This window comes from Marinovum sp. J2-8, from assembly GCF_055808435.1.
This window is the reverse complement of sequence record NZ_JBVVRZ010000006.1, coordinates 245426-265497: the sequence shown is the minus strand read 5'-3', so window position 1 is coordinate 265497 and position 20072 is coordinate 245426. Positions and strand designations below refer to the sequence as shown.

At 60.4% G+C, this 20072-nt stretch carries 20 protein-coding genes and 1 pseudogene; 6 read left to right on the top strand and 15 right to left on the bottom strand.

The genetic code is table 11. From position 1 onward, the window contains the following. Window positions 1-12: 12 nt before the first annotated feature. The 4 genes from AC0L4F_RS18250 to AC0L4F_RS18235 are packed head-to-tail and all read left to right on the top strand — an operon-like array spanning window position 13 to window position 2909. Window positions 13-522, top strand: a complete 510-nt coding sequence (locus AC0L4F_RS18250) for a TRAP transporter small permease (protein ID WP_244690836.1) — start codon at window positions 13-15, stop codon at window positions 520-522. Continuing rightward, window positions 519-1799 carry a TRAP transporter large permease gene (locus AC0L4F_RS18245; protein WP_244690835.1) on the top strand — a complete coding sequence of 427 codons (1281 nt, stop codon included), beginning with the start codon at window positions 519-521 and terminating at the stop codon, window positions 1797-1799. Before AC0L4F_RS18250 ends, AC0L4F_RS18245 begins: the two co-directional genes overlap by 4 nt. 10 nt (window positions 1800-1809) lie before the next feature. Continuing rightward, entirely contained in the window at window positions 1810-2100 is a 291-nt protein-coding gene (locus AC0L4F_RS18240; protein ID WP_244690834.1) for a putative quinol monooxygenase, read from the top strand. Continuing rightward, window positions 2097-2909 carry an N-acyl homoserine lactonase family protein gene (locus AC0L4F_RS18235; protein WP_244690833.1) on the top strand — a complete coding sequence of 271 codons (813 nt, stop codon included), beginning with the start codon at window positions 2097-2099 and terminating at the stop codon, window positions 2907-2909. The genes AC0L4F_RS18240 and AC0L4F_RS18235 overlap by 4 nt, the downstream gene beginning before the upstream one ends. 303 nt (window positions 2910-3212) lie before the next feature. Here AC0L4F_RS18235 and AC0L4F_RS18230 read toward each other — a convergent pair whose 3' ends face one another. The 8 genes and pseudogenes from AC0L4F_RS18230 to AC0L4F_RS18195 all read right to left on the bottom strand — a co-directional run bounded on the left by AC0L4F_RS18230 (window position 3213) and on the right by AC0L4F_RS18195 (window position 8907). Continuing rightward, the gene (locus AC0L4F_RS18230; protein ID WP_244690832.1) at window positions 3213-3833 is read right to left on the bottom strand and encodes a glutathione S-transferase family protein; all 621 of its coding nucleotides are present in this window, start codon (window positions 3831-3833) and stop codon (window positions 3213-3215) included. Continuing rightward, window positions 3830-4822, bottom strand: coding sequence for an ABC transporter substrate-binding protein (locus AC0L4F_RS18225; protein ID WP_244690831.1), 993 nt, complete (start codon window positions 4820-4822; stop codon window positions 3830-3832). The genes AC0L4F_RS18230 and AC0L4F_RS18225 overlap by 4 nt, the downstream gene beginning before the upstream one ends. A 52-nt stretch (window positions 4823-4874) precedes the next feature. Continuing rightward, window positions 4875-5393, bottom strand: a complete 519-nt coding sequence (locus AC0L4F_RS18220; RefSeq protein WP_244690830.1) for a peroxiredoxin-like family protein — start codon at window positions 5391-5393, stop codon at window positions 4875-4877. Window positions 5394-5428: 35 nt separating this feature from the next. Then, on the bottom strand, window positions 5429-6055 hold the full coding sequence (locus AC0L4F_RS18215) for an isochorismatase family protein (RefSeq protein WP_244690829.1): 627 nt from the start codon (window positions 6053-6055) through the stop codon (window positions 5429-5431). A gap of 5 nt (window positions 6056-6060) precedes the next feature. Further along, a pseudogene (locus AC0L4F_RS18210) lies at window positions 6061-7358 on the bottom strand (TRAP transporter large permease). Beyond that, window positions 7331-7849: a TRAP transporter small permease subunit gene (locus tag AC0L4F_RS18205; RefSeq protein ID WP_244690828.1), complete on the bottom strand. Its 519-nt coding sequence runs from the start codon at window positions 7847-7849 to the stop codon at window positions 7331-7333. The pseudogene AC0L4F_RS18210 and the gene AC0L4F_RS18205 overlap by 28 nt, the downstream one beginning before the upstream one ends. A gap of 61 nt (window positions 7850-7910) precedes the next feature. Further along, on the bottom strand, window positions 7911-8549 hold the full coding sequence (dctP, locus tag AC0L4F_RS18200) for a TRAP transporter substrate-binding protein DctP (RefSeq protein ID WP_244690827.1): 639 nt from the start codon (window positions 8547-8549) through the stop codon (window positions 7911-7913). Beyond that, window positions 8494-8907, bottom strand: a complete 414-nt coding sequence (locus AC0L4F_RS18195) for a TRAP transporter substrate-binding protein (RefSeq protein ID WP_244690826.1) — start codon at window positions 8905-8907, stop codon at window positions 8494-8496. The genes dctP and AC0L4F_RS18195 overlap by 56 nt, the downstream gene beginning before the upstream one ends. A 230-nt stretch (window positions 8908-9137) precedes the next feature. Between AC0L4F_RS18195 and AC0L4F_RS18190 the strand changes: the two genes are divergently transcribed. Next, a complete protein-coding gene (locus AC0L4F_RS18190; RefSeq protein WP_244690825.1) occupies window positions 9138-10004 on the top strand; it encodes a LysR substrate-binding domain-containing protein in 867 nt (288 codons plus the stop codon). 133 nt (window positions 10005-10137) lie between these two features. On the opposite strand, the gene AC0L4F_RS18185 is transcribed toward AC0L4F_RS18190, so the two are convergent. After that, window positions 10138-11376, bottom strand: a complete 1239-nt coding sequence (locus AC0L4F_RS18185) for an MFS transporter (RefSeq protein WP_244690824.1) — start codon at window positions 11374-11376, stop codon at window positions 10138-10140. A 122-nt stretch (window positions 11377-11498) separates the two neighbouring features. Next, on the bottom strand, window positions 11499-12203 hold the full coding sequence (locus AC0L4F_RS18180; protein ID WP_244690823.1) for a GntR family transcriptional regulator: 705 nt from the start codon (window positions 12201-12203) through the stop codon (window positions 11499-11501). Between the two features lie 276 nt (window positions 12204-12479). On the opposite strand from AC0L4F_RS18180, the gene AC0L4F_RS18175 reads away from it, so the two are divergent. Then, window positions 12480-14006 carry a sulfatase family protein gene (locus tag AC0L4F_RS18175; RefSeq protein ID WP_244690822.1) on the top strand — a complete coding sequence of 509 codons (1527 nt, stop codon included), beginning with the start codon at window positions 12480-12482 and terminating at the stop codon, window positions 14004-14006. Window positions 14007-14137: 131 nt separating this feature from the next. On the opposite strand, the gene AC0L4F_RS18170 is transcribed toward AC0L4F_RS18175, so the two are convergent. From AC0L4F_RS18170 to AC0L4F_RS18150, 5 genes are all read right to left on the bottom strand, one after another. Beyond that, window positions 14138-15046 carry an SMP-30/gluconolactonase/LRE family protein gene (locus AC0L4F_RS18170; protein WP_244690821.1) on the bottom strand — a complete coding sequence of 303 codons (909 nt, stop codon included), beginning with the start codon at window positions 15044-15046 and terminating at the stop codon, window positions 14138-14140. Window positions 15047-15120: 74 nt separating this feature from the next. After that, a complete protein-coding gene (locus AC0L4F_RS18165; protein WP_244690820.1) occupies window positions 15121-15864 on the bottom strand; it encodes a FadR/GntR family transcriptional regulator in 744 nt (247 codons plus the stop codon). Between the two features lie 62 nt (window positions 15865-15926). Further along, window positions 15927-16886, bottom strand: coding sequence for an ABC transporter ATP-binding protein (locus AC0L4F_RS18160; protein ID WP_244690819.1), 960 nt, complete (start codon window positions 16884-16886; stop codon window positions 15927-15929). A 4-nt stretch (window positions 16887-16890) separates the two neighbouring features. Continuing rightward, complete coding sequence (locus tag AC0L4F_RS18155; RefSeq protein ID WP_244690818.1) at window positions 16891-17910, bottom strand: ABC transporter ATP-binding protein; 1020 nt, start codon at window positions 17908-17910, stop codon at window positions 16891-16893. Beyond that, window positions 17885-20008: an ABC transporter permease subunit gene (locus AC0L4F_RS18150; protein WP_280520660.1), complete on the bottom strand. Its 2124-nt coding sequence runs from the start codon at window positions 20006-20008 to the stop codon at window positions 17885-17887. The genes AC0L4F_RS18155 and AC0L4F_RS18150 overlap by 26 nt, the downstream gene beginning before the upstream one ends. Window positions 20009-20072: the final 64 nt, after the last annotated feature.

Genomic DNA, 20072 nt, shown 5'->3' with positions numbered 1-20072 from the left:
AGGATGTGACCAATGGATTTCCGACCATTTTATCCGGCGGGGCTGCGGGCCCTGTCATCGGCAATTGACGGGCTGCTTGCCTTGGGTGGGTTTTCCATCCTGATCCTTGCCTTTTCGAATGCCACGTTGCGGGGGTTGGCCGGGTTTGACCTGGCCTGGTCGCTGGAGGTCACGGCCTTCTTGCTGCTGTGGACCACGTTCCTGGGCTGTGCGGCGGCGATTGCCCGTGGCGCGCATATGCGCGTGACCGAGATCAGCGCAACCCTGTTGAACGCGGGCGCCCGCAATATCCTGGAACATGTCATCAATCTGGTGATTGCGCTCTTGATCCTGTCGTTGATCTGGCATGGATGGTCGATTGCCGCCCACCAATGGGCGCAAAAGACCACGGTGCTCTATTGGCCGGTGGGGCTGCTTTATGCCGCGATGCCGGTTGGCATGGCGCTGTCGCTGATCTTTCATCTTTTCAATATGTGGCTGCATTTCCGCGGCACCGATATCGCCGGGGATACCCAAGCATGATCCTGTTGTTTGTTGTCGCGGTGTTTCTGTTCACCGTTTTCATTGGCGTTCCGCTGGTCTGGGCGATCCTGATCACCGCCGTTTTGCCGATCATGGTTTTTGACCTCGGTTATCCGCTTCAGGCGCTGTATCTGAATTTCATTGGCGGGGTGGAGCCGAACCATTTCATCGCCATTCCGCTGTTCATTGTCGCCGGTGAATTGATGAGCCGGGGCGGCGTCGGCGAGCGGATCATCACCTTTTCGCGGGCACTGCTGAGCTTTCTGCCCGGTGGTCTGGGCATGGTTGTGGTCGGCGCGTCGATGTTGTTTGGCGGCATTTCCGGCTCGGCCATTGCCGACAGCGCCGCCATTGGTTCGGTGATGATCAAGAACATGGCGAAACAGGGATACAAACCCGCCTTTGCCGCCGGTCTTGTCGCGGCGGCGGGCACCATCGGCATTATCATTCCGCCGTCGATCCCGATGTTGATTTACGGCTTTGTCGGCGGTGTGTCGGTGGCCGATCTGTTCCTGGCGGGCACCTTGCCCGGGCTGTTGTTCGGGTTGCTGTTCATGGGGGTGTGTTACCGGGTTGGCAAGGCGTCGGGCTGTGATGCGGGCGGGGTGATGACCCCGGCGCCGGATCTGTGGCGCGCCTTTGTCGGGACAATCCCGGCGCTGATGATGCCGGTTTTGATCATTGGCGGCATCTTTTCCGGCTTTGTCACCCCGACCGAGGCGGCGGCGGTTGCCGTGATCTATGGTCTGTTGGTGACGATGCTGATCTATCGGGATTTTCACCTGCGCGATCTGCCACGGTTGATGATCGACGCTTTTGTCACCTCGGCCATTGTAATGGTGGTGATTGGTGCGACGTCGGTTTTGGGGTGGCTGATCACGCTGGAGCAGATGCCATATGTGTTGGTCGATGCGGTGCAAAGCCTGTCAAGCTCGCCCTGGGTGTTCCTGTTGCTGGTCAATATCGTCATGCTGGTTCTGGGGCTTGTGCTTGACCCTGTGCCTGCGATCCTGTTGACGGCGCCGCTGTTCCTGCCGATGGCCCAGACATTTGGTGTTGATCCGGTGCATCTGGGGGTCATCATGACCTGTAACGTGGCGATTGGTCTGTTCACCCCGCCGGTCGGGGCGACGCTTTATGTGGCGTCGCGGATTTCGGGGGTTGGTGTTCTGGGCATCGCCCGGCACATGGGGCTGTTGTATCTGGCGGCGATATTCGCTTTGATCCTGGTGACCTATGTGCCCGCGTTGTCGATGACATTGCCGCGCCTGTTCTGAGGAGATCACGATGTACGCCGTCACCGTCACATTCACCCTGAAACCGGGGCAGGGGGAACAATTCCTGCCCTTGATGTCGGACAATGCCGCCACCAGCCTGCGGGTCGAGGAGGGCTGCCATCAATTTGATGTCTGTACCGATCCCGCCCGCCCGGACGAGGTATTTCTGTACGAGCTTTACACAGATGCGGCGGCCTTTCAGGCGCATCTTGCGGCGGATCATTTCAAAGCCTTTGATGCCGCCACCGCCGATATGGTCGCGGACAAGCGCGTGGCGCTTTATGCCGAGGTCCGGTCATGAGCGATTGGGAGGTTCTGGCCGTGCGGTATGCCGAGCGCAATGCCCGGACGCGGCGGGACAGCTTCATCTTTGATGACAATCACGACGCGCCCCATGCGATGGATTACTTTATCTGGGTGTTGCGGCGCGGTGATCAGGTGATCCTGGTGGATACCGGCTATGACGAGGTTGAGGCCAGCCGACGCGACCGGCCGATCCTGACCGATCCGCGCGCGGCGCTGGCACCGCTGGGGATTGCGGCGGAAGATGTGGATCAGGTGATTGTCACCCATCTGCATTATGATCACGCCGGGGGATTGCATCTGTTTCCCAATGCCAAACTGCATTTGCAGGCGACGGAAATGGCCTATGCCACCGGACCTTGCATGTGTCACGGCACGTTGCAGATGCCGTTTACCGCCGATCATATCTGCGAGGCGATCCAGCGGCTTTATTCCGGGCGGGTCATGTTCCATGACGGCGATGGCGAGATCACCGATGGTGTGACGGTGCATTGCATTGGCGGCCATTCCCGCGGGCTGCAATGTGTGCGGGTGCGCACGGCGGCGGGGTGGCTGGTGCTGGCGTCGGATGCGGCGCATTATTATGAGAATTTCATCGCGCGCAAACCCTTTCCGATCGTGGTGGATCTGCAAAACATGCTGGACGGGTTTGACCGGCTGGAGGCGCTGGCCAGTGATCGGCGGCTGATTGTGCCCGGCCATGATCCGCTGGTGCGGGCGTTGTTCCCGGTCGATGTTGCGCCGCATATCTTTCGGCTCGACGCGGGGCCGACGGGGGATTTGCCCGGCGGGGGCCTGTCGGCCTAGCCAGAGCTTTGGCGCACGTCATACGACCCCGGCATTGCCGGGGTCGTTTTCGTTTCCGGGCAGGCCTTTTCTGACCGACGTTTGGACAAGATCGGTTGCACCGGCGCCCGGCAGGCCCTTGGCCTCAAGCCGGATAAGAGTCCCGCGCACGGGGGGGCTGCTCATCCCCAGACGCGGGGCGATTTCGGGTTCCGGCGCCTGCACGGTGCGAAAACGCCTTGGTTGGGGGGCTTTACTCCGGCCTTTTAAATGCAACGTTCTACGCCCGGCTTTGGCCCGCTGGACGGCCAAGGCCGGATGCGGTCACGTCAAAGGTCGCATGACATTCTGGCGAAAGGCGGGCCGGGCCGTCAAACTCTGATACCAGCGGTCAAGCGCGGGCAGGGGCGGGCGATCAAACCGCATTGCGTGCCAGCGATAGGCCAACCCTCCGAGGGCAATGTCGGGCAGGCCGGGATGCGCGCCAAGGACATAGTCCCGGTCCGACAGATGCCTGTCCAGCAGGGTCCAGTATCTGGCCGCCTGGTCCCGCGCGTCTGTGATCAACGCGGGATTTCTGGCGTCCGGCGCGGTGCGGACCAATTGCCGGAACAGCGTGATCATCGGCGGGGTGAGGCAGGACAGGCCCCAATCCATCCATTGCCCGGCCCGGCCCCAGTCGGCGGCAGTTTGGGGCCGCCAATGCCCGTCGCCATAGCTGTCGCAGAGATACCGCAGGATCGCATTGGATTCCCACAGAACGACATCGCCGTCGACAAGAGTCGGCACCGTGCCATTGGGATTCAGCGCAAGATAATCAGGCTGATCCGTGGCGCCAAACGGGCCGCCGTAATCCTCTCTGGTGACGGGCAGGTCGAATTCCCGGACCAGCCACATCACCTTTTGCACATTCACCGAATTGTCGCGCCCCAGAACCCGCATCATTGCACAAAGGGCATGAGGGTCGAGGGATGAAACAGATCGTCGACCTGAACCTCGTAGGGGGACAGCCCCTGTTGATGGTGGTTGCGCAAAAAGGTCGAGAGCGCGTCGCGGTTGCCATCAAGCCCATAAGACCAGAAGTCGCGGCCCATCAGCCGCTGTGCCGATCCCAATTGTTCGTCGACAAAGGGCAGCGATACCTTGGGTGTCGAGGTTTCGCACAGAGCCTCCATCGCGATGCGGTGCGATTTGGCAAAGGCCTTGTACAAAGCGGCGGGCAGCCAGGGATGCTGTTCGGCCAATGTGGTGCGCAGGCCCAGGATATGCATGACCGGAAAGATGCCGGTGCTCTGGTAATATTCGCGGGCAATCTGGTCGGAATTCGGGAACAATCGCCGCACATCGGGGTGGCCCTGCTGAAAGCAATCGGGCGGGCGCGGGCCGACAAATCCGTCGATCTCACCGGCGGCCAGAAGGTCGCTGAGGGATCGGTCGTCGGGGGCCGGTTCGGCGGTCAGCCCGTCGGGGACCGGCACCGCCAATTCCGGGGTCCGCCCTGGTGCATTCAACTGGCCGCGCACCCAATGGAGGTCCGAGGGCCGCACCCCGAATTCATCCAACAGGATCGCCCGTGCCCAGACATTTGCCGTCGATTGGAATTCCGAAATCCCGATGCGCCGCCCGATCAGATCCTTTGGTTCCTGAATGTCGCGGTCGTTGCGCACATAAAAAGACGCATGTCGAAAGGCGCGCGACAGATAGACCGGCACGCCGATATAGGGCGGGTTGTCGCGGGTCAGGCTGCCGACATAGCCGGACAGGGAAAGCTCTGTGATGTCGAATTCATGGTGCCGGAAGGCCCGGAACATTATTTCTTCGGGGGGCAGCAACATGAACACCGGATTGACGCCGTCAATCGCCACGTTGCGGTTCAAAAGGGGCTGTACCCGGTCGTAATTGCCCATCGCAATTGACAGGTTGAGATCGCTCATGGTGTCCTCTCGTGCCGGTCTGGGTCCGGCTTGGAAAATTTCGGGGATCCGATCAGCTGCGCACGCCGCGCGCGGGATAGTTTCGTTCCAGCGCAAACGGGATCTTTTCCAGCAGCTCATCCAGCACCGGGCGGCCCCAGGGCATGTTGGTGACGTTCAGCAGGAAAATGCGATTGTCCGGGCGGATCAGGAACAGGCCCGGTTCGCAAAAGACATCGGCCTCGCCTTCGCGGATGGCAGAAGAGATATAGAGCCCCCAGGCCTCTGCTGCGGCTTCGCTGAGGCCATAACCGATCGCCAGCTTGTCCAATTCCCAGTCTGCTTTTGTCTGGGTTGCCGTGGCGATGTCATTCATCGACACGGCCAGGAGGTCAACGCCCGTCGCGGCAAAGTCATCTGCCAGTTTGTTCATGTTGGTCAGATACTTGCGGCACATGGGGCAATGCAGGCCACGGTAAAAGACGACGAGGGTGAAATTTTCCGGTGTGGCCTCGGACAGGGTGAATTTGCCACCGCCCAGCAGATCAATGGTCAGCTCCGGGGCTTGGGTATCGGGGATAAGGCGGGTCATTTCGTATTCTCCTTGTGAAACGACAATTTCGGGGGTCAACCGCGCAGGTCGGTTGTGATCGACAGGGCATCATCCAATGTGATGACTTCGCCGTATTTGCTGTGGATATCGATCAGGTTGCTTTCATGCTGGGCGGCGGTGCGGTCGGCCACGCAGTCGCGCACCACAAAGGGGGGATAGCCGTGGGCCATGGCGTCATTGGCGCTGGCGCGGACGCAGCCGCTTGTGGTGCAGCCCGCGATCATCAACATGTCACAGCCCGCCGCCGCCAACATGCCCGACAGATGGGTGCCAAAGAATGCCGAGGCTTGGGTCTTTTGCACGATGGTGTCGTGTTCGGCGGAATAGCCCAGGCGGGGGTCAAGCTCGCACGGGGGGGTGCCGCGCACCAGCTGCGCCAGAGAGCTGCATTTTTCACCCCAACGGCCCATATCGCTAAGGTTTTCGGCATAGCCGTTGATGGTAAAGATCAACGGCCCCAACCCGCGAAAGTCCTTGATCAATTGCGCGGTGGCATCGACGGCGGCGGAACAATCCGACGCCAGCGGGCAAAGATCGGGTTCGGTAAATCCGCGTTGGAAATCAATCACCAACAGGGCGGGGCGCCGCCCCACGGGAACCGACCGGTCAAAGCCGCATTTTACGTTTTGTGCATCTTTCATGGGGGTCACCGAAGGCTGGGAAGGTAAAGGGCGATTTGGGGAAAGGCGATCAGGATCAGGATGGCCAGCAGCTCGATCCCGACAAAGGGCAATGCACCACGAATGATTTGCCCAATGGACAGATCCGGCGCGATCCCCTTGATCACATAGAGGTTCAATCCGACCGGCGGGGTGATCACCGCCATTTCACAGGTCAGGATCAACACCACCCCGAACCAGATCGGATCAATGCCAAGCGCGGTGATGACCGGCAACAGAACCGGGGTGGTGATCACGATGATCGACACGATATCCAGCACCATCCCGATCAGCACCAGAAACACCAGAACCATGGCCAGGATGACCCATTTCGGCTGGTCGATGCCGACAACCATCATCACGATTTTCTGTGGCACCATCAGGCGGGTCATCACATAGCCGAACATCAGCGCCGCCGCCAAAATCAACAGGATCATGACGCTGGTCACAGCGGTCGAGCGCAACACGTCGCGGAGCAGCGTGAAGGTCATTTCACGGTAGAGCGCAGCAACCCCAAAGGCGCCAAGCGCACCGATGCCTGCGGCCTCGGTCGGGGTGGCGATGCCGAAATAGATCGTGCCAAGCACCAACAGGACGATGGTCACCGCCGCCCAGATATCGAGCAGCGACCGCCAGCGATCCCGCCAATTGCAGCGGGTGGCGTGGCGCGGGGCCATGTCGGGGTAAATGGCGGCAAGCACCACCACATAGGTCATCATCAGCGCGGTCAGCAGAACCGCCGGAAGAACAGCCGCCAGAAACAGCTTGCCGACGGATTGGCCGCAACTTCGCCGTAGAGGACAAAGCCGATGCTGGGCGGGATCAACAAGGCCAGCGCCCCGGCGGCGGCCACGGTGCCGCCCGCCAATGACGGGCGATAGCCCCGCGCCAGCATTTCCGGGATGGCAAAGCGGCCGATGGTGGCCGCGCCCGCGACGCTGACGCCACTCATCGCGCCAAACACCGCAGAGCTGGCCACACTGGCCACGCCCAGCCCGCCGGGCAACCGGTCGGTCCACAGGGCGAACATGTTGAACAGCCGCGAACCGATGCTGGTGCGGGCCATGACCTCGCCCATCAGGATGAACAGCGGCACGGCAAGAAGCGAATAGCTGCTGAGCCCGCGATGAAGAATGTCGGGGATCGTTTCAAGCGAGGCAAAGCCGCCATGCAGGATGAACCCCAGAATGCTGGCAACGCCAAGGGCGGCGAATATTGGCACGCAGAGAAAGATCAGCCCGAAAAACACCGCGACGATCAGAATGAAGATTGAAACCGGATCCATCGACTATCCCTCGTGTTTATAGGTTGTGCCGACCCAAAGCCGCCGATGGATGTCAGGCATAACAGCGTGGCCCCCAGCGGAATGAGAAGCAGCAGCGGCCATTGCGGAAATTCCAGCAAAGAGGCCGAGCGATAATCCTTGTCGATGGCATTCAGGGTGGATTTCACCCCGGCAAAGGCCAGCGTCACACAGACAATCATGATCGAGATTTCGGTGGCCCAGACCGACAGAACCTTCATCACCCCGTCGCGGCGCTTGGTGAAATGTTCCAGGCTGACATGGCCGCCTTCGACATGGGTCCAACCGACCGCCGACCAGATCAACAGGGCCAACAGGTAGGATGAAATTTCAACCGCATGTACGCTTGGCGATTGCAGGACATACCGGGCGAAAACGGCATAGCTGATGATCAACATGAGCATCAAAAGCGTGGCTTGGGCCAGGTACAGACCGGCGCAGTTGATGATGCGTATCCAACGGGGTAAGGGCATCGAATTCTTTCATTCTGGGGTGGCGTCGACCCGAATGCACCGGGCCGACGTGGTGTCGTGGTTATTTCCGGGCGGCTTCGACCATGTCGATATAGGCCTGGCCTTCGGGCACCTTTTCCAACCATTCGGCGACGGCGGGGCTTGTGGCCGCTTTCATCTTTTCGATTTCCGCATCCGCGACCTGATGGATGGCCATGCCTTTTTCTTCGAAAGTGACCAGCGCATCTTTCATGAACTCTTCGACCATGGCGAATTGCTGTTTGTCGCGGGCTTCGGCGGCGCGGCTGACAATGGCCTGCAAATCCTCTGGCAGGGCATTCCAGGTGTCGCCGTTGATCGCCAGAATGGATGTATCGACGCCAAAGGTGACAAGCGACAGGTGGCCGACCACCTCGTCCAGGCTGCGCCCGACCCCGGTCAGCAGCGGGCGGGGGGTGCCGTCGATCACGCCGCGATCGAACGAGAGGTAAAGCTCGGATAAGGACATGCCGGTGGGCGAGCCGCCCATAAGCTGGATCGCACGCGCATCAATCGCGCCGGTGGTGGCCCAGACCTTGTTCTTGATGTCGTCCATCGTTTCGATGGGGTCCGATTTGGAATAGAATTGATAGGGATCGAACGGGCCAACCCCCAGAACGACGGTGTTATGCGTGGTTTCCAATTCCTCTGCGACGCCAAGATCCATCAGGCCAGGCGTCAAGCGCGCGTTCCAGATGCTGGATGTCGTTGAACATGAACGGCAGGGTAAAGATGCTGAGCGCCGGGACCGTGCCGCTGGGGTAGGTGCCTGTCATGTTGACGATGTCGACGTCACCGCGCGACACGGCGCTGAGTTCCTGATAGCCATCGAAAAGCTGGGCAGAGTGGAAGACATTGACCTTGATGCGGCCTTCGCTTTCTTCTTCGATGGTCTGGACGAAGGTTTCCAGCGGTTCCCACGAATAGGCATAGGCCGGCGGCAGATAGGTCGAGAGGGTCAGTTCGAATTCCTGGGCCGTGGCCGCCCCGGCAAACAACGTGGTCGCGGCGACCGTGGCCATAATTTTGGTGTTCAGCATTTCATTTCCTTACCTGTTGGTTGCGCTTCATATGGTCACAACCGCGATTTTCACAGCGGCGTAACCTGAAACGGTTTGGCGGGTTTTTGGACCCATTACGTTGCTTCACCCTTGGCGGGTTGCAGCGATGGAGATCATGGGGCCATGGGCCATTAGGTAAAACAAGTTGATTATATTCTGGGTAAAGGTTAAATTTACTTATCTAATGGCCGTGATCAGGGAATTTGAAAATGAACGTGAACCTTAGCATGGACTGTCTCAGATCCTTTGTGTCGATCGTCGAGCAGGGCAGCTTTGCCCGCGCCGCAGGAGAGGTCGGGCGCACCGCCCCGGCGATCAGTTTGCAGATGGATCGATTGCAAAGTCAGGTCGGCGTGCAGCTGTTCCGCAAGGATGGCCGCAACCGGGTTGTGACCGCCGCGGGCATTGATTTTTTCGAACATGCCCGCGCGATCCTGGCCCAGAATGATGCCGCGCTTCGTCTGGCCAATGCGGATCAATTGTCCGGCAAAATCCGGCTGGGCATCGTGCAGGATTTTGCCGAGGATTTCTTTCCCCGTGCGCTGTCATCCTTTGCCGAAAAATTCGCGAATATCCGCATTGATGTGGTGGTCGAACGCAGTCAGTTCCTGCTTGAAATGTTGGAAAAAGGTGATTTGGATCAAGTGATTGCCTTTAACAACGACCATTCCGGCCCCGGCACGTTGTTGCGGCGATCAGAGATGGTGTGGATCGGCAAGGCCGGCACCGCGCTGTCGCCCAATGACCCGATCCCGATGGTGGTTGTTGATGGCCCCTGCCAGTTCCGCAAAACCGCCTTTCAGGCGCTGTCGGATATGGGGCGATCCTGGGATATCCGGCTGTCCAGCCCCAGCATGGCATGTGTGACCGCCGCGGCCGAGGCCGGGCTGGGGATTGCGGTGCGCACGCCCGATGTCTTGTATAACAAAGGTCGCGATCTGGCGCAGATTTCCGGCCTGCCGGAGCTGCCGCCAATTGATCTTCAGCTGTATCGAAATGCGGCGATGAGAACCCCCGCGAACGACAAGCTGTATGACTATTGGATCAGCCAGTTTCGCATGCCACTGGCGGCATAAGTCCCTGGTGTGTCAGGCCGCCGGTTTTGGCGGGTCTGCGCTGCGCAAAAATGTGATGCACGGGGGGGTGGGTTAATTATTGTGCAGATGCCCATGATCTGGGCGTTATGTGTATCGCAAAACCCGCCGCGGGTCACTTTGGGGCGCGTCCCTCGGCCGCCCGCCGGAACGAAAGCACCGCCCCGATCAGCCCGACAGGCGAAAACAGCAGGAAGCATTGTTCGTATGTGCCAACCAGATTGTAGACCAGGGCAAAGACCGAGGGGCCGATGATCACCCCGATGAAGGTATAGACCAGCAGCGCCCCGGTATTGGCGCCGACCTTGCCGGCCGGTGCGGTCCGCGCCGCCGCCGCGAGGAAAACGCCATTCCATCCGGTGGCCACGGTGCCAAGCGCCACCAGCAACACAACCTGAAGCCAGCCGGGCATCACCGCGATCCAGCCGAGGGCGCACATGATCATGCCCGCCAAAAGCCCGATCACGCCGAGGGTGCGAAACCCGCCCAACCGGTCGGCGGCCAGACCCCAGCTGATGCGGCCCACCGCGCCGGCCATTTGCAGGCCCGCCGCCACGGCCCCGGCGGCCACCAGCGACCAGCCATGTTCCACCAGCATCACCACGGTAAAGGCCGTCGCCACCAGTTGCAGGGCGGAATACAACCCGCCAAGCACCGCCAGGGTGCGCAGCCGGCCGTTTTGGTAAAGCGCGACCTGATCGTGCAATGCGCGCCGAAACGGGTTGCCCCGCCCGGTCAGGGGCTGGACAGGCGCAAAGTGGAACCGCCGCCAGGACCAGAGCATAAGGCCGAATGGCAGGGCCGCCGCAGCCACCAGGGCCCATTGCCAGCCAGCGCCCTGACCATGAAAGACAAGGGCCAATGCGGGCAATGTGACCGAGGCCAGCACCGCCCCCAGCGGCACCCCGGTCTGTTTGATCGAAAAGATAAGCGAATGCCGCCCGCCGCGCGCCGTGCGGTTCAGGATCTCGGACGAGGCGGGGTTGTTCAGCCCGTAACAGATGCCGAACATCACCGATCCGACCACCATCAGCGCGGGATTGGCGCTGGCGACAAGCAACAGCCCCGCCGCAAAGGCGCCCATTTCGAACACCACCACGCGCTCTGCCTGAAAGGTTTCGACCACGGTCCCGGCCACCGCCGAGGCAAAGACGCCGGCAAAATAGATCAGGCTGATCTGATAGCCGATCCAATGCGCGCCGATGCCCAACGACGCTGCAACCTCGGGGGCGAGCGCCGTCAATGCCAGGATGCTTAACGTGGCCGCAACCTGAACCAGGGTCATCAGGACAAGCGCGTTGACCCATTCCGGGCGGCCAGAGGCCTTGGGTTGGCCCGACAGTGTTTCGCTCATGTGATGTGTGCCCGTGCTAGATCGGCGCATGGCCCGGACCGATCCCGGCGCGCCCCTGTGTCGGGCTTACAAAAGTACGTGGTGACTTACAAACAGCAACCGGCTGGCGGTGCGTCGTCGCTCTACCTGTCTTTGTTTCCGCGTTGTTTGATGCTGAGTTTGTCGACGAGGTGTTGTCCTGCGTCGGAGACGTGTTTGTAGAGGGTTTTTGCGGTTGCGTCGGCGTCTTGTTTTCGGATGCAGTCGATCAGGGCGCGGTGTTCGGCGAAGATGGCGTCGCGGCGGCCGATGGAGACGGGGACGCGGGTCGAGATTGCCCAGAGGATTTCGCGGTGTTGTTGCCAGAGCTTGAAGGCGACGCGATTGTAGTGGTTCTGGTACATCGTCATGTGGAATTGTTTGTCGAGCCTGGCGTGGGCCTGTTTGTCGGCAAAGTTGAGGAATTCGATCTCGTCCTGGATCCGCACCAGCTGGTCGATGTCTTCCTGGCTGACGGTTTCGACGAAATAGCGCACCAGATAGGGTTCCAGCTGCTGGCCGACCTCGCTGACGTCGCGGACGAAATCGGTGTCGATAGAGCGCACGCGCGCCCCCTGATTTGGCACGAAATACACCAGCCCCTCGCCGCGCAGCTGTTGCAATGCTTCGCGCACCGGGTTGGTCGACACGCCGAACCGCTTGGCCAGATCGCTGACTTTCAGCCGTTCGTTGTTGTCCAGCTCTCCGGCCAGGATTTCGTGGCGGATCTGGTGAAAGATCGTGTTGCTGCCGGGATCATCGTCTTCGGTCACCACGCTGATCGTAAGGGGAAGGTTCGAAGCTGTCATCCTGGGCCATGTCGTGTTGCGCGATATCGGGGGCAATCGCGGAGTTTTCGGGGGCGGTTCAGATCGTGTATCATAACCCGGTGATTTGTACAAATGCGCTGGTGCGGGTGGCGGATTGGGCCGCTTATGCCGTTTTGAAACATATTATGAATGCGCGCGACAAGGCAATCGTTGACAGAATAGGCAGATATCGTCACATACATACTACACACAGTATCATGTATTAAAGTTGATCTTTAGTGTGCAATGCCGTTCGGAACGCAAAAGGGGCCGCCTGTGACACGCAAACCAAACATCATTCTGATTTCGACCGACCAGCAGCGCGGCGATTGTATCGGCCCCGAAGGGCGCGGGGTGAAGACGCCGGCGATTGACCGGATTGGCCAGTTGGGCACCCGGTTTTCGAAATGCATCACGCCGCATCCGATGTGCCAACCGGCGCGGGCCTCGATCCTGACGGGCAAGCTGCCCTATAGCACCGGCGTGCGCGACAATGGCCGGGATCTGGATTATGGCTTTGGAGAGCAGGGGCTGGCGGGGATGCTGGCCAGTGCCGGCTATGACACGCATTTCATCGGCAAGGCGCATCTGTCGAGCCAGCAAACCTTTGCCCCGACGGGGCGGCCGGAATGTTATTCCAGCGCCAAGGATTATCCGGCGGATTGGAGCGGCAGCTATTTCGGCTTCGACAATGTGCAAATGATGCTGCGCCCGCATCACCACACCAAATGGTATGACGCGCCGGAAACGCTGCATTATGAAAACTGGCTGGATCAGGATGGTCAGGGGCGGGCGCGCTGGGATCTGGCCAAGGAACATCTGCCGCCCGAGACGCGCAACTTTCAGGCCTGGCGCTCGGCGCTGGACGCGGAATATCATTCGACGCCGTGGATTGGCGACCGCGCCATTGAAATGCTGGAGGATCAGGGCGACAAGCCGCTGTTTGCCTGGGTGTCCTTTCCCGATCCGCACCCGCCGTTTCTGGCGCCGAAACCCTGGTGTGACATGTATGATCCCGATGCGGTCGAGATCACGAAATGCCCGGATCTTGACCTTGAAAACCGGCCCTGGTGGCATGGCGCCTTTATGGAGGGTCGCGAAAAGATCAAGCAGGGCGCGGAACATAATGCGGGCGGCACCGATTGGGGCAACCGCGGTGACATGTCCGAAGCGGCAATGCGCGAGATCACGGCGATCTATTTCGGCATGATCTCGGCGGTGGATGCCCAGGTCGGCCGGATTCTGGACACGCTGGAGGCCAGGGGCGAGCTGGACAACACCATCATTGTCTTCATCTCGGATCATGGTGAATGGATGGGCGATCACGGGCTCTTGCTGAAGGGGCCGATGCTCTATGATGGGCTGCTGCGGGTGCCCTGTCTGATCTGTGGTCCCGGCATCAAGGGCGATCAGGTGATTGATGCGCCGGTGTCGACGATCGACATCCGCCAGACATTGGCCGAGCTTTGCGGGCTGACGGTCGAAGAGGACAATGGCACCTCGTGGATCGGGCTGATCAATGGCGAGGACAGCCGGGAATTCGCGCTCAGCGAATTCGAGGTCGACGCCAAACGCAGCGCCGTGGATCTGGACCTGCGCACCGTGCGCAGCGCGCGCTATCGCATGTCGGTCGATCTGAACACCGACACGGGCGAGCTCTATGACATGCAGGAAGACCCGACCGAAATGGTCAACCTGTTCGACGACCCCGCCGCAGCCCCCATCCGCCGCAGCCACATGGACATGATCCACAGCCGCGCAAACACCATCATCCCCCGCGCAGAACGCGTCGGTTGGCACTAAACAGTGAAAATCGCGACAAATATCATCGCGATGCGTATCTGATCTGACCCAAATGACACGGCCGGATGTTCAGGATGTCCGGCCGTATCAGGTAGCGCGTATCAGGTGCCGCGCGTATCCGGGGATGGTGTTCAGAGGTCGGTCAGGGGGCCAAGGCGCACTTCGTTTGTCGGAAGGCCCGCCACATCAAGGTCCAGGGCAAACAGACCGCCGTCGAGGTCAGGCGCATCCAGACCGATCGCGGCGCTGGTGATATAGAGGCGTTTCAGGTCGGAACCACCAAAACAGCAGCTTGTCGGGCGGCGAACCGGCAGGGGCACGACATGGCGCAGCGCGCCGTCCGGCGACAGGCATTCCACCCGCGCGCCATCCCAGAAGGCCACCCAGAGATTGCCGTCCTGATCGACGCAGAGCCCGTCGGGTTTGCCCTGATCCAGTGGATAGGATGCCAGCAGCCGCCGCGCCGAGAGGGCGCCGGATTGCGGATCACGATCAAAGGCATTTATTTCGCCCTTTGCGCTGTCGACCAAATAGAAATGCCGGGCATCCGGGCTCCAGCCGAGGCCATTGCTGACGGTCAATCCCGACACCAGCCGCTCTGGCCCGTTTGATCCGTACTGATAGAGCGCGCCGGTCGGGCCTTTGGCACCCTCGCTCATCGTGCCGGCGCAAAGGTGTCCCGATGGATCCGCCTTGCAGTCGTTCAGCCGATTGCCCGCAAGGTCGGGTTCCGGGTTGTGCAGAAATTCAAGCTGGCCGGTGGTCAGATCCAGCCGTTCCAAGCCGCGCGCGGTGGTGACAAGCAGGCCGCCGCCATGTTCGAGCAAGACGGAGCTGACCAAATACGGCAGGGTAAGGGTTGTGGTGGTTTCGGTTGCCGGGTCATAGGCATGTACGCGCTGTGCGGTGATGTCGATCCAGCGCAAACAACCCGCGCGATGATCCCAAACCGGGCTTTCGCCGCATAATGCGCCAACGGCACCAAGGCAAATCGGGGTGTTGGAAACGGGGCTTTGGCTCTCGGGCGGGGATTGGGTCATGGGAGGGGCATCCTGATGTGGTCACGCCCGTCCAGTAATCATAATATGTTTGGCCGATCAAGGGCCGCCAATCGCTATTCCGGCGTCTTGACGGTTTTCGACAGGCGGTAGGCGGAATCGGCCAGATGTTCGCGCATGCGTTCCTGGGCCGCTTCGGGATCCTGGTTTTTGATCGCCTCGGCAATGGTCTGGTGCAGGGGGATGGATTTGCGATTACGCTTTTCGTCGGGGTTGGTCAGCCGGATGGACAGCATGAGCCCGGTGAAGATGGCATTTTCCAACGAGTTAAAATAGCGGTTGTTGGCGGCCCGCAGTACCGAGATATGAAAGGTGGCATCGGCCAGCACATAGCGGCTGTTGTCGGCGGCATGTTCCTGCATGCGCAGCGTGGCGGCAAGAATGGCGGCCAATTGGTCATCATTGTGCCGGGTGGCCGCGTGAAAGGCCGCCTTGGGTTCGATGGATTGGCGCAGTTCCATCAATTGCATAAGCCGCTCATCATCGACGGTCAGCGATTGGTGCCACATCAGGACATCACGATCCAGCATCTGCCAGTTGCGCACATCCTGCACCCGGGTGCCAATACGCTGGCGCACCTCCAACAGGCCCTTGGCCACCAGCATTTTGACCGCTTCGCGGATCACCGTCCGGCTGACGCCGAATTCATCGCAGAGCGCATTTTCATCCGGCAACAACTGGCCTGGGGCCAGCTGGCCATCCAGAATGCGTTCACCAAGTTTGCTCGACACCTGCCCCGACAGGGACCGGGCCAATGTATTCGACTGTGGGATCAGCCATTCGGTGTCAGGTGTTGTCACGATGCGTTGCCTCATTAGGTCTCGCAATCATAATACCATTTTCACCGAAGGCAATCCAAGCGTCAGGTCACATGATGACATAACACCTCGGCGCCGCCGACATTGCGTTTTGGCGGCGTCTGGTTGCGGCAGATTTCCGTCGCCAGGGCACAGCGCGGCGCAAAGGCACAGCCTGCGGATTGCACCCCGGTCGGCACGGGCACGGTTTTCTTGCGGTCGCGTCGGCGCGAAGGGTCGGGCACCGGCACCGCCTCGAGCAGTTCGCGGGTATAGGGATGGGCCGGGGTGCGGAAAAGAGTGTCGCGGTCGGCCAGCTCTACGATGCGGCCACGGTACATCACCGCCACCCGGTCACAGATATGTTCGACCACCGCCAGATCATGCGCGATAAAGATATAGGTCAGGTCGAATTCGTCCTGCAAATCCTGAAGCAGGTTCAGGGTCTGCGCCTGGATCGACACGTCCAGCGCCGATACGGCCTCATCCGCGATCACCAGTTTCGGGCCGGTGGCCAGCGCACGGGCAATGCCGATCCGCTGCCGTTGCCCGCCGGAAAACGCGCCGGGATAGCGATGCAGAAATTCGGGGCGCAGCCCGACCTGTTGCAGCAATTGTGCCACCCGTTCGGCCAGTGCCTTGCCTGTCAGACCTTCGGATTTGCGCAGGGCCTGACCGATCAGTTCGATCACCGGCAGGCGCGGGTTGAGCGAGCTTTGCGGATCCTGAAAGATCATCCGAATGCTTTGCCATTGTTTGCGCAGCTCGGCCTTGTCGAGGTCGGTCAGGGTCACGGGCGCGCTGTCATCCGGGCGATAGGTCACTTTGCCCGCGGTCGGATCAATGATCCGCATGATACAGCGGCCAAGCGTGGTTTTGCCCGATCCGCTTTCGCCAACGATGCCAAAGGTTTCGCCGCGCATCACGTCAAAAGACACGTCATCAACCGCCCGCACACCGGCGTCACGCTTGTTGCCGCCAAAGACCATGTCGAGGTTTTCGACAGAAAGAAGGGGGGCAGTCATGACGTCACCTTTTGATCATGCAGGAAACAGGCTGATTTGGTGGGGCCGCGGGCTGCAGTTTGGGTTCGCTCTGGTCGCAGACGCCGGGGATTGCGTGGTCGCACCTTGTCCGGAAGGAACAGCCCGACGGCCGCGACAGCGGATGTGGCACCATGCCCCGGATCGCAGGCAGACGATCGCGGCGCTCGGCCCCGATACGTGGGATCGAGGCCATGAGCGCACGGGTATAGGGGTGCTGGGGATTGGCAAAGATGTCGTGTACGTCGCCGTATTCCACCACCTTGCCCATATACATCACCGCCACGTCTTCGGCGACCTCGGCCACCACGCCCAGATCATGGGTGATCAGCATCACCGCCATGTTCAGCTCTTCTTTCAACTCGGCGATCAGATCAAGGATCTGCGCCTGGGTTGTCACATCCAGCGCGGTGGTCGGTTCATCCGCGATCAACAGTCTGGGTTGGCAGGACAGCGCCATGGCGATCATCGCCCGTTGCCGCATGCCACCAGAAAGCTCGAACGGATAGGCCATGTAGCGCCCGGTGGGGTCGGGGATACCAACCTTGTCCAGCATTTCGATGGCAATCTCGCGGGCCTCGGCCTTGGTCACCTTGCGGTGCAGCAGGATGGTTTCGCTGATCTGTTGGCCGATACGGGTGATCGGACCCAGCGACGACATCGGTTCCTGAAAGATCATCGCAATGTCTTTGCCGCGCACCTCGCGCATGCGGCGTGATCCGGGGCGTTCCGCCGCCAGATCCACCGTGCGCCCATCCGCCGCGCGATAGATGATTTCGCCGCCGACAATGCGCCCGGGTTGATCCACGATCCGCAGAACGGAGCGCGCGGTGATGGATTTGCCACAGCCGGATTCCCCCAGAACACAAAGCGTTCGGTCGGGCTGGATCGTCAGGTCGACGCCGTCGACCGCCTTGACCAACCCGTCATGGGTAAAGAAATGCGTCTGAAGGTTGCGGATTTCCAGAAGGGGCGAGGTGTCAGTGTGCATTGGGGTCTGCGGCATCACGAAGTCCGTCTCCTAGGAAGTTGAGGGCAAGTACCGCGATCACGATCGCGACGCCGGGGCTCCACAGAAGCCAGGGGGCTTCGATGATGGTGCGCACGTTCTGGGCCTCTTTCAACAGAGTACCCCAAGAGATTTGGGGCGGCTGAAGGCCGATGCCCAAAAAGGACAACGAGGTTTCCGCCAGGATCATCAAAGGCACCGCAAGGGTCAGCGAGGCGATGATGTGGCTCGAAAAGCTGGGGACCATGTGTTTCAGGATGATTTCCCGGTCGGCAAGGCCATCCAGACGCGCGGCGGTGATGAAATCCTCGGATCGCAGCGACAGGAACTTGCCCCGCACCTCGCGGGCCAGTGATGTCCAACCGATCATCGACACGATGATTGTCACCACGAAATAGGTGCGCAGCGGCGGCCAATCCAGCGGGATCGCAGCAGCCAACCCCATCCAGAGCGGAATGGTGGGCACCGAGCGGATGAATTCGATCAGACGCTGGATCAGGTTGTCGGCCCAGCCGCCGTAATAGCCGGAAATCCCGCCCAAAATCACCCCGATCACCAGCGAAACAGCCACACCGACCAGGCCGATCGACATCGACACCCGCGTGCCGACAATGATCCGGCTGAGGATGTCGCGGCCAAGCCGGTCCGCGCCAAGAAGATGCGCCCGGTCGCGGGGATTTGTCGGCCCGAAAAGATGGGTGCGCGACGACACAAGGCCAAGCAGCTTGTATTCATGCCCCTTCACGAAGAAGCCAAGCGGCACGAAGCTGTCTGGATCATCGACAAAGGTGCGGCGGCGCAATTCGCGGTTCAGCTCCATCTTCTTGGCGCTGGCGTGCAATTGGAAGCGCCATCCGCCGTCCGGTTCATGCACGATCAGGCCAAGCGATTGCGGCGGCTGAAAGGTGTGGCGCACCGACGTGTCATGTGGGTCCATTGGCGTCAGAAATTCGCCCAGGGCCGCCACCAGATAGATCAGACCGACAATCCACAGGCTGAACATGGCCAGCCGGTGACGGCGGAACTTGCGCCAGATCAGGGTCCAGGGCCCCAGAATTTCGGGCGTGGCGATGCCATCCTCGTCGATGGCCGGGTTTTTTGTGATCGCGGTCATTGGTAACGAATCCTTCGGGTCAATCCAGGCCAGAAGAAGGTCGGAAATCAGCGTCCCCAGCACCGTCAGCATGCTGACAATCAGGATCAGCGATCCGGCAAGGTACATGTCCTGCACCAGCAGGGCGCGCAGCAACAGCGGACCGGTGGTCGGCAGGTTCATCACCACGGCAACGATGATTTCACCCGACACCAGCGTTGGCAGGATCCACCCGATGGTGGAGACAAAGGGGTTCAGCGCAACACGCACCGGATAGCGCAGCAGCAGTTGGAATTCCGACATGCCCTTGGCCCGGGCGGTCACGACATAGGGGCGATACAGCTCGTCCAGCAGGTTGGCGCGCATGATGCGGATCAGGGCGGCGGCGCCGGATGTGCCGACCACGACGATGGGCATCCAGATATGTTTGAACAGATCGACGTATTTGTCCCATGTCCATGGCGCATCAAGGTATTCCGGGCTGACCAGACCACCCACCGATTGGCCGAAGTATTTGAACGATATGTACATCATCACCAGCGCCAGCAGGAAGTTCGGGATCGCAAGCCCGATAAAGCCAAAGAACGTGGCGATGTAATCCCCGGCGGAATACTTGCGCACCGCCGAATAGATGCCGATGGGCAGGGCCGTGGCCCAGATGAACAACAATGTCAGGATCGAGATACCGAAGGTCCAGCCAAGGCGGTTCCAGATCAGATCGCCAACGGGGCGGTTCTTTTCGAACGACAGGCCGAAATCGCCGTGCAGCAGGATGGCCTTCATCCATTTGTAGTATTGCACATGCATCGGCTGGCCGAGGCCGTATTGTTCGCGCAAAACCTCCATCGCGCCGGTGTCTTCGACGCCTGCTTCGCCCATTTCGGCGGCCAGCGTGTCAAGATAATCGCCCGGAGGCAGTTGAATGATGATGAACGTGGTGATGGACACCAGGAACAGGGTCGGGATCATGTACATGATCCGGCGGAGAATAAACCCCCACATGATCAGGACCTTTCTGTAACGGGAATGAGTGATGTCAGACTAAAAGTGTGTGGCCGGGATCGAA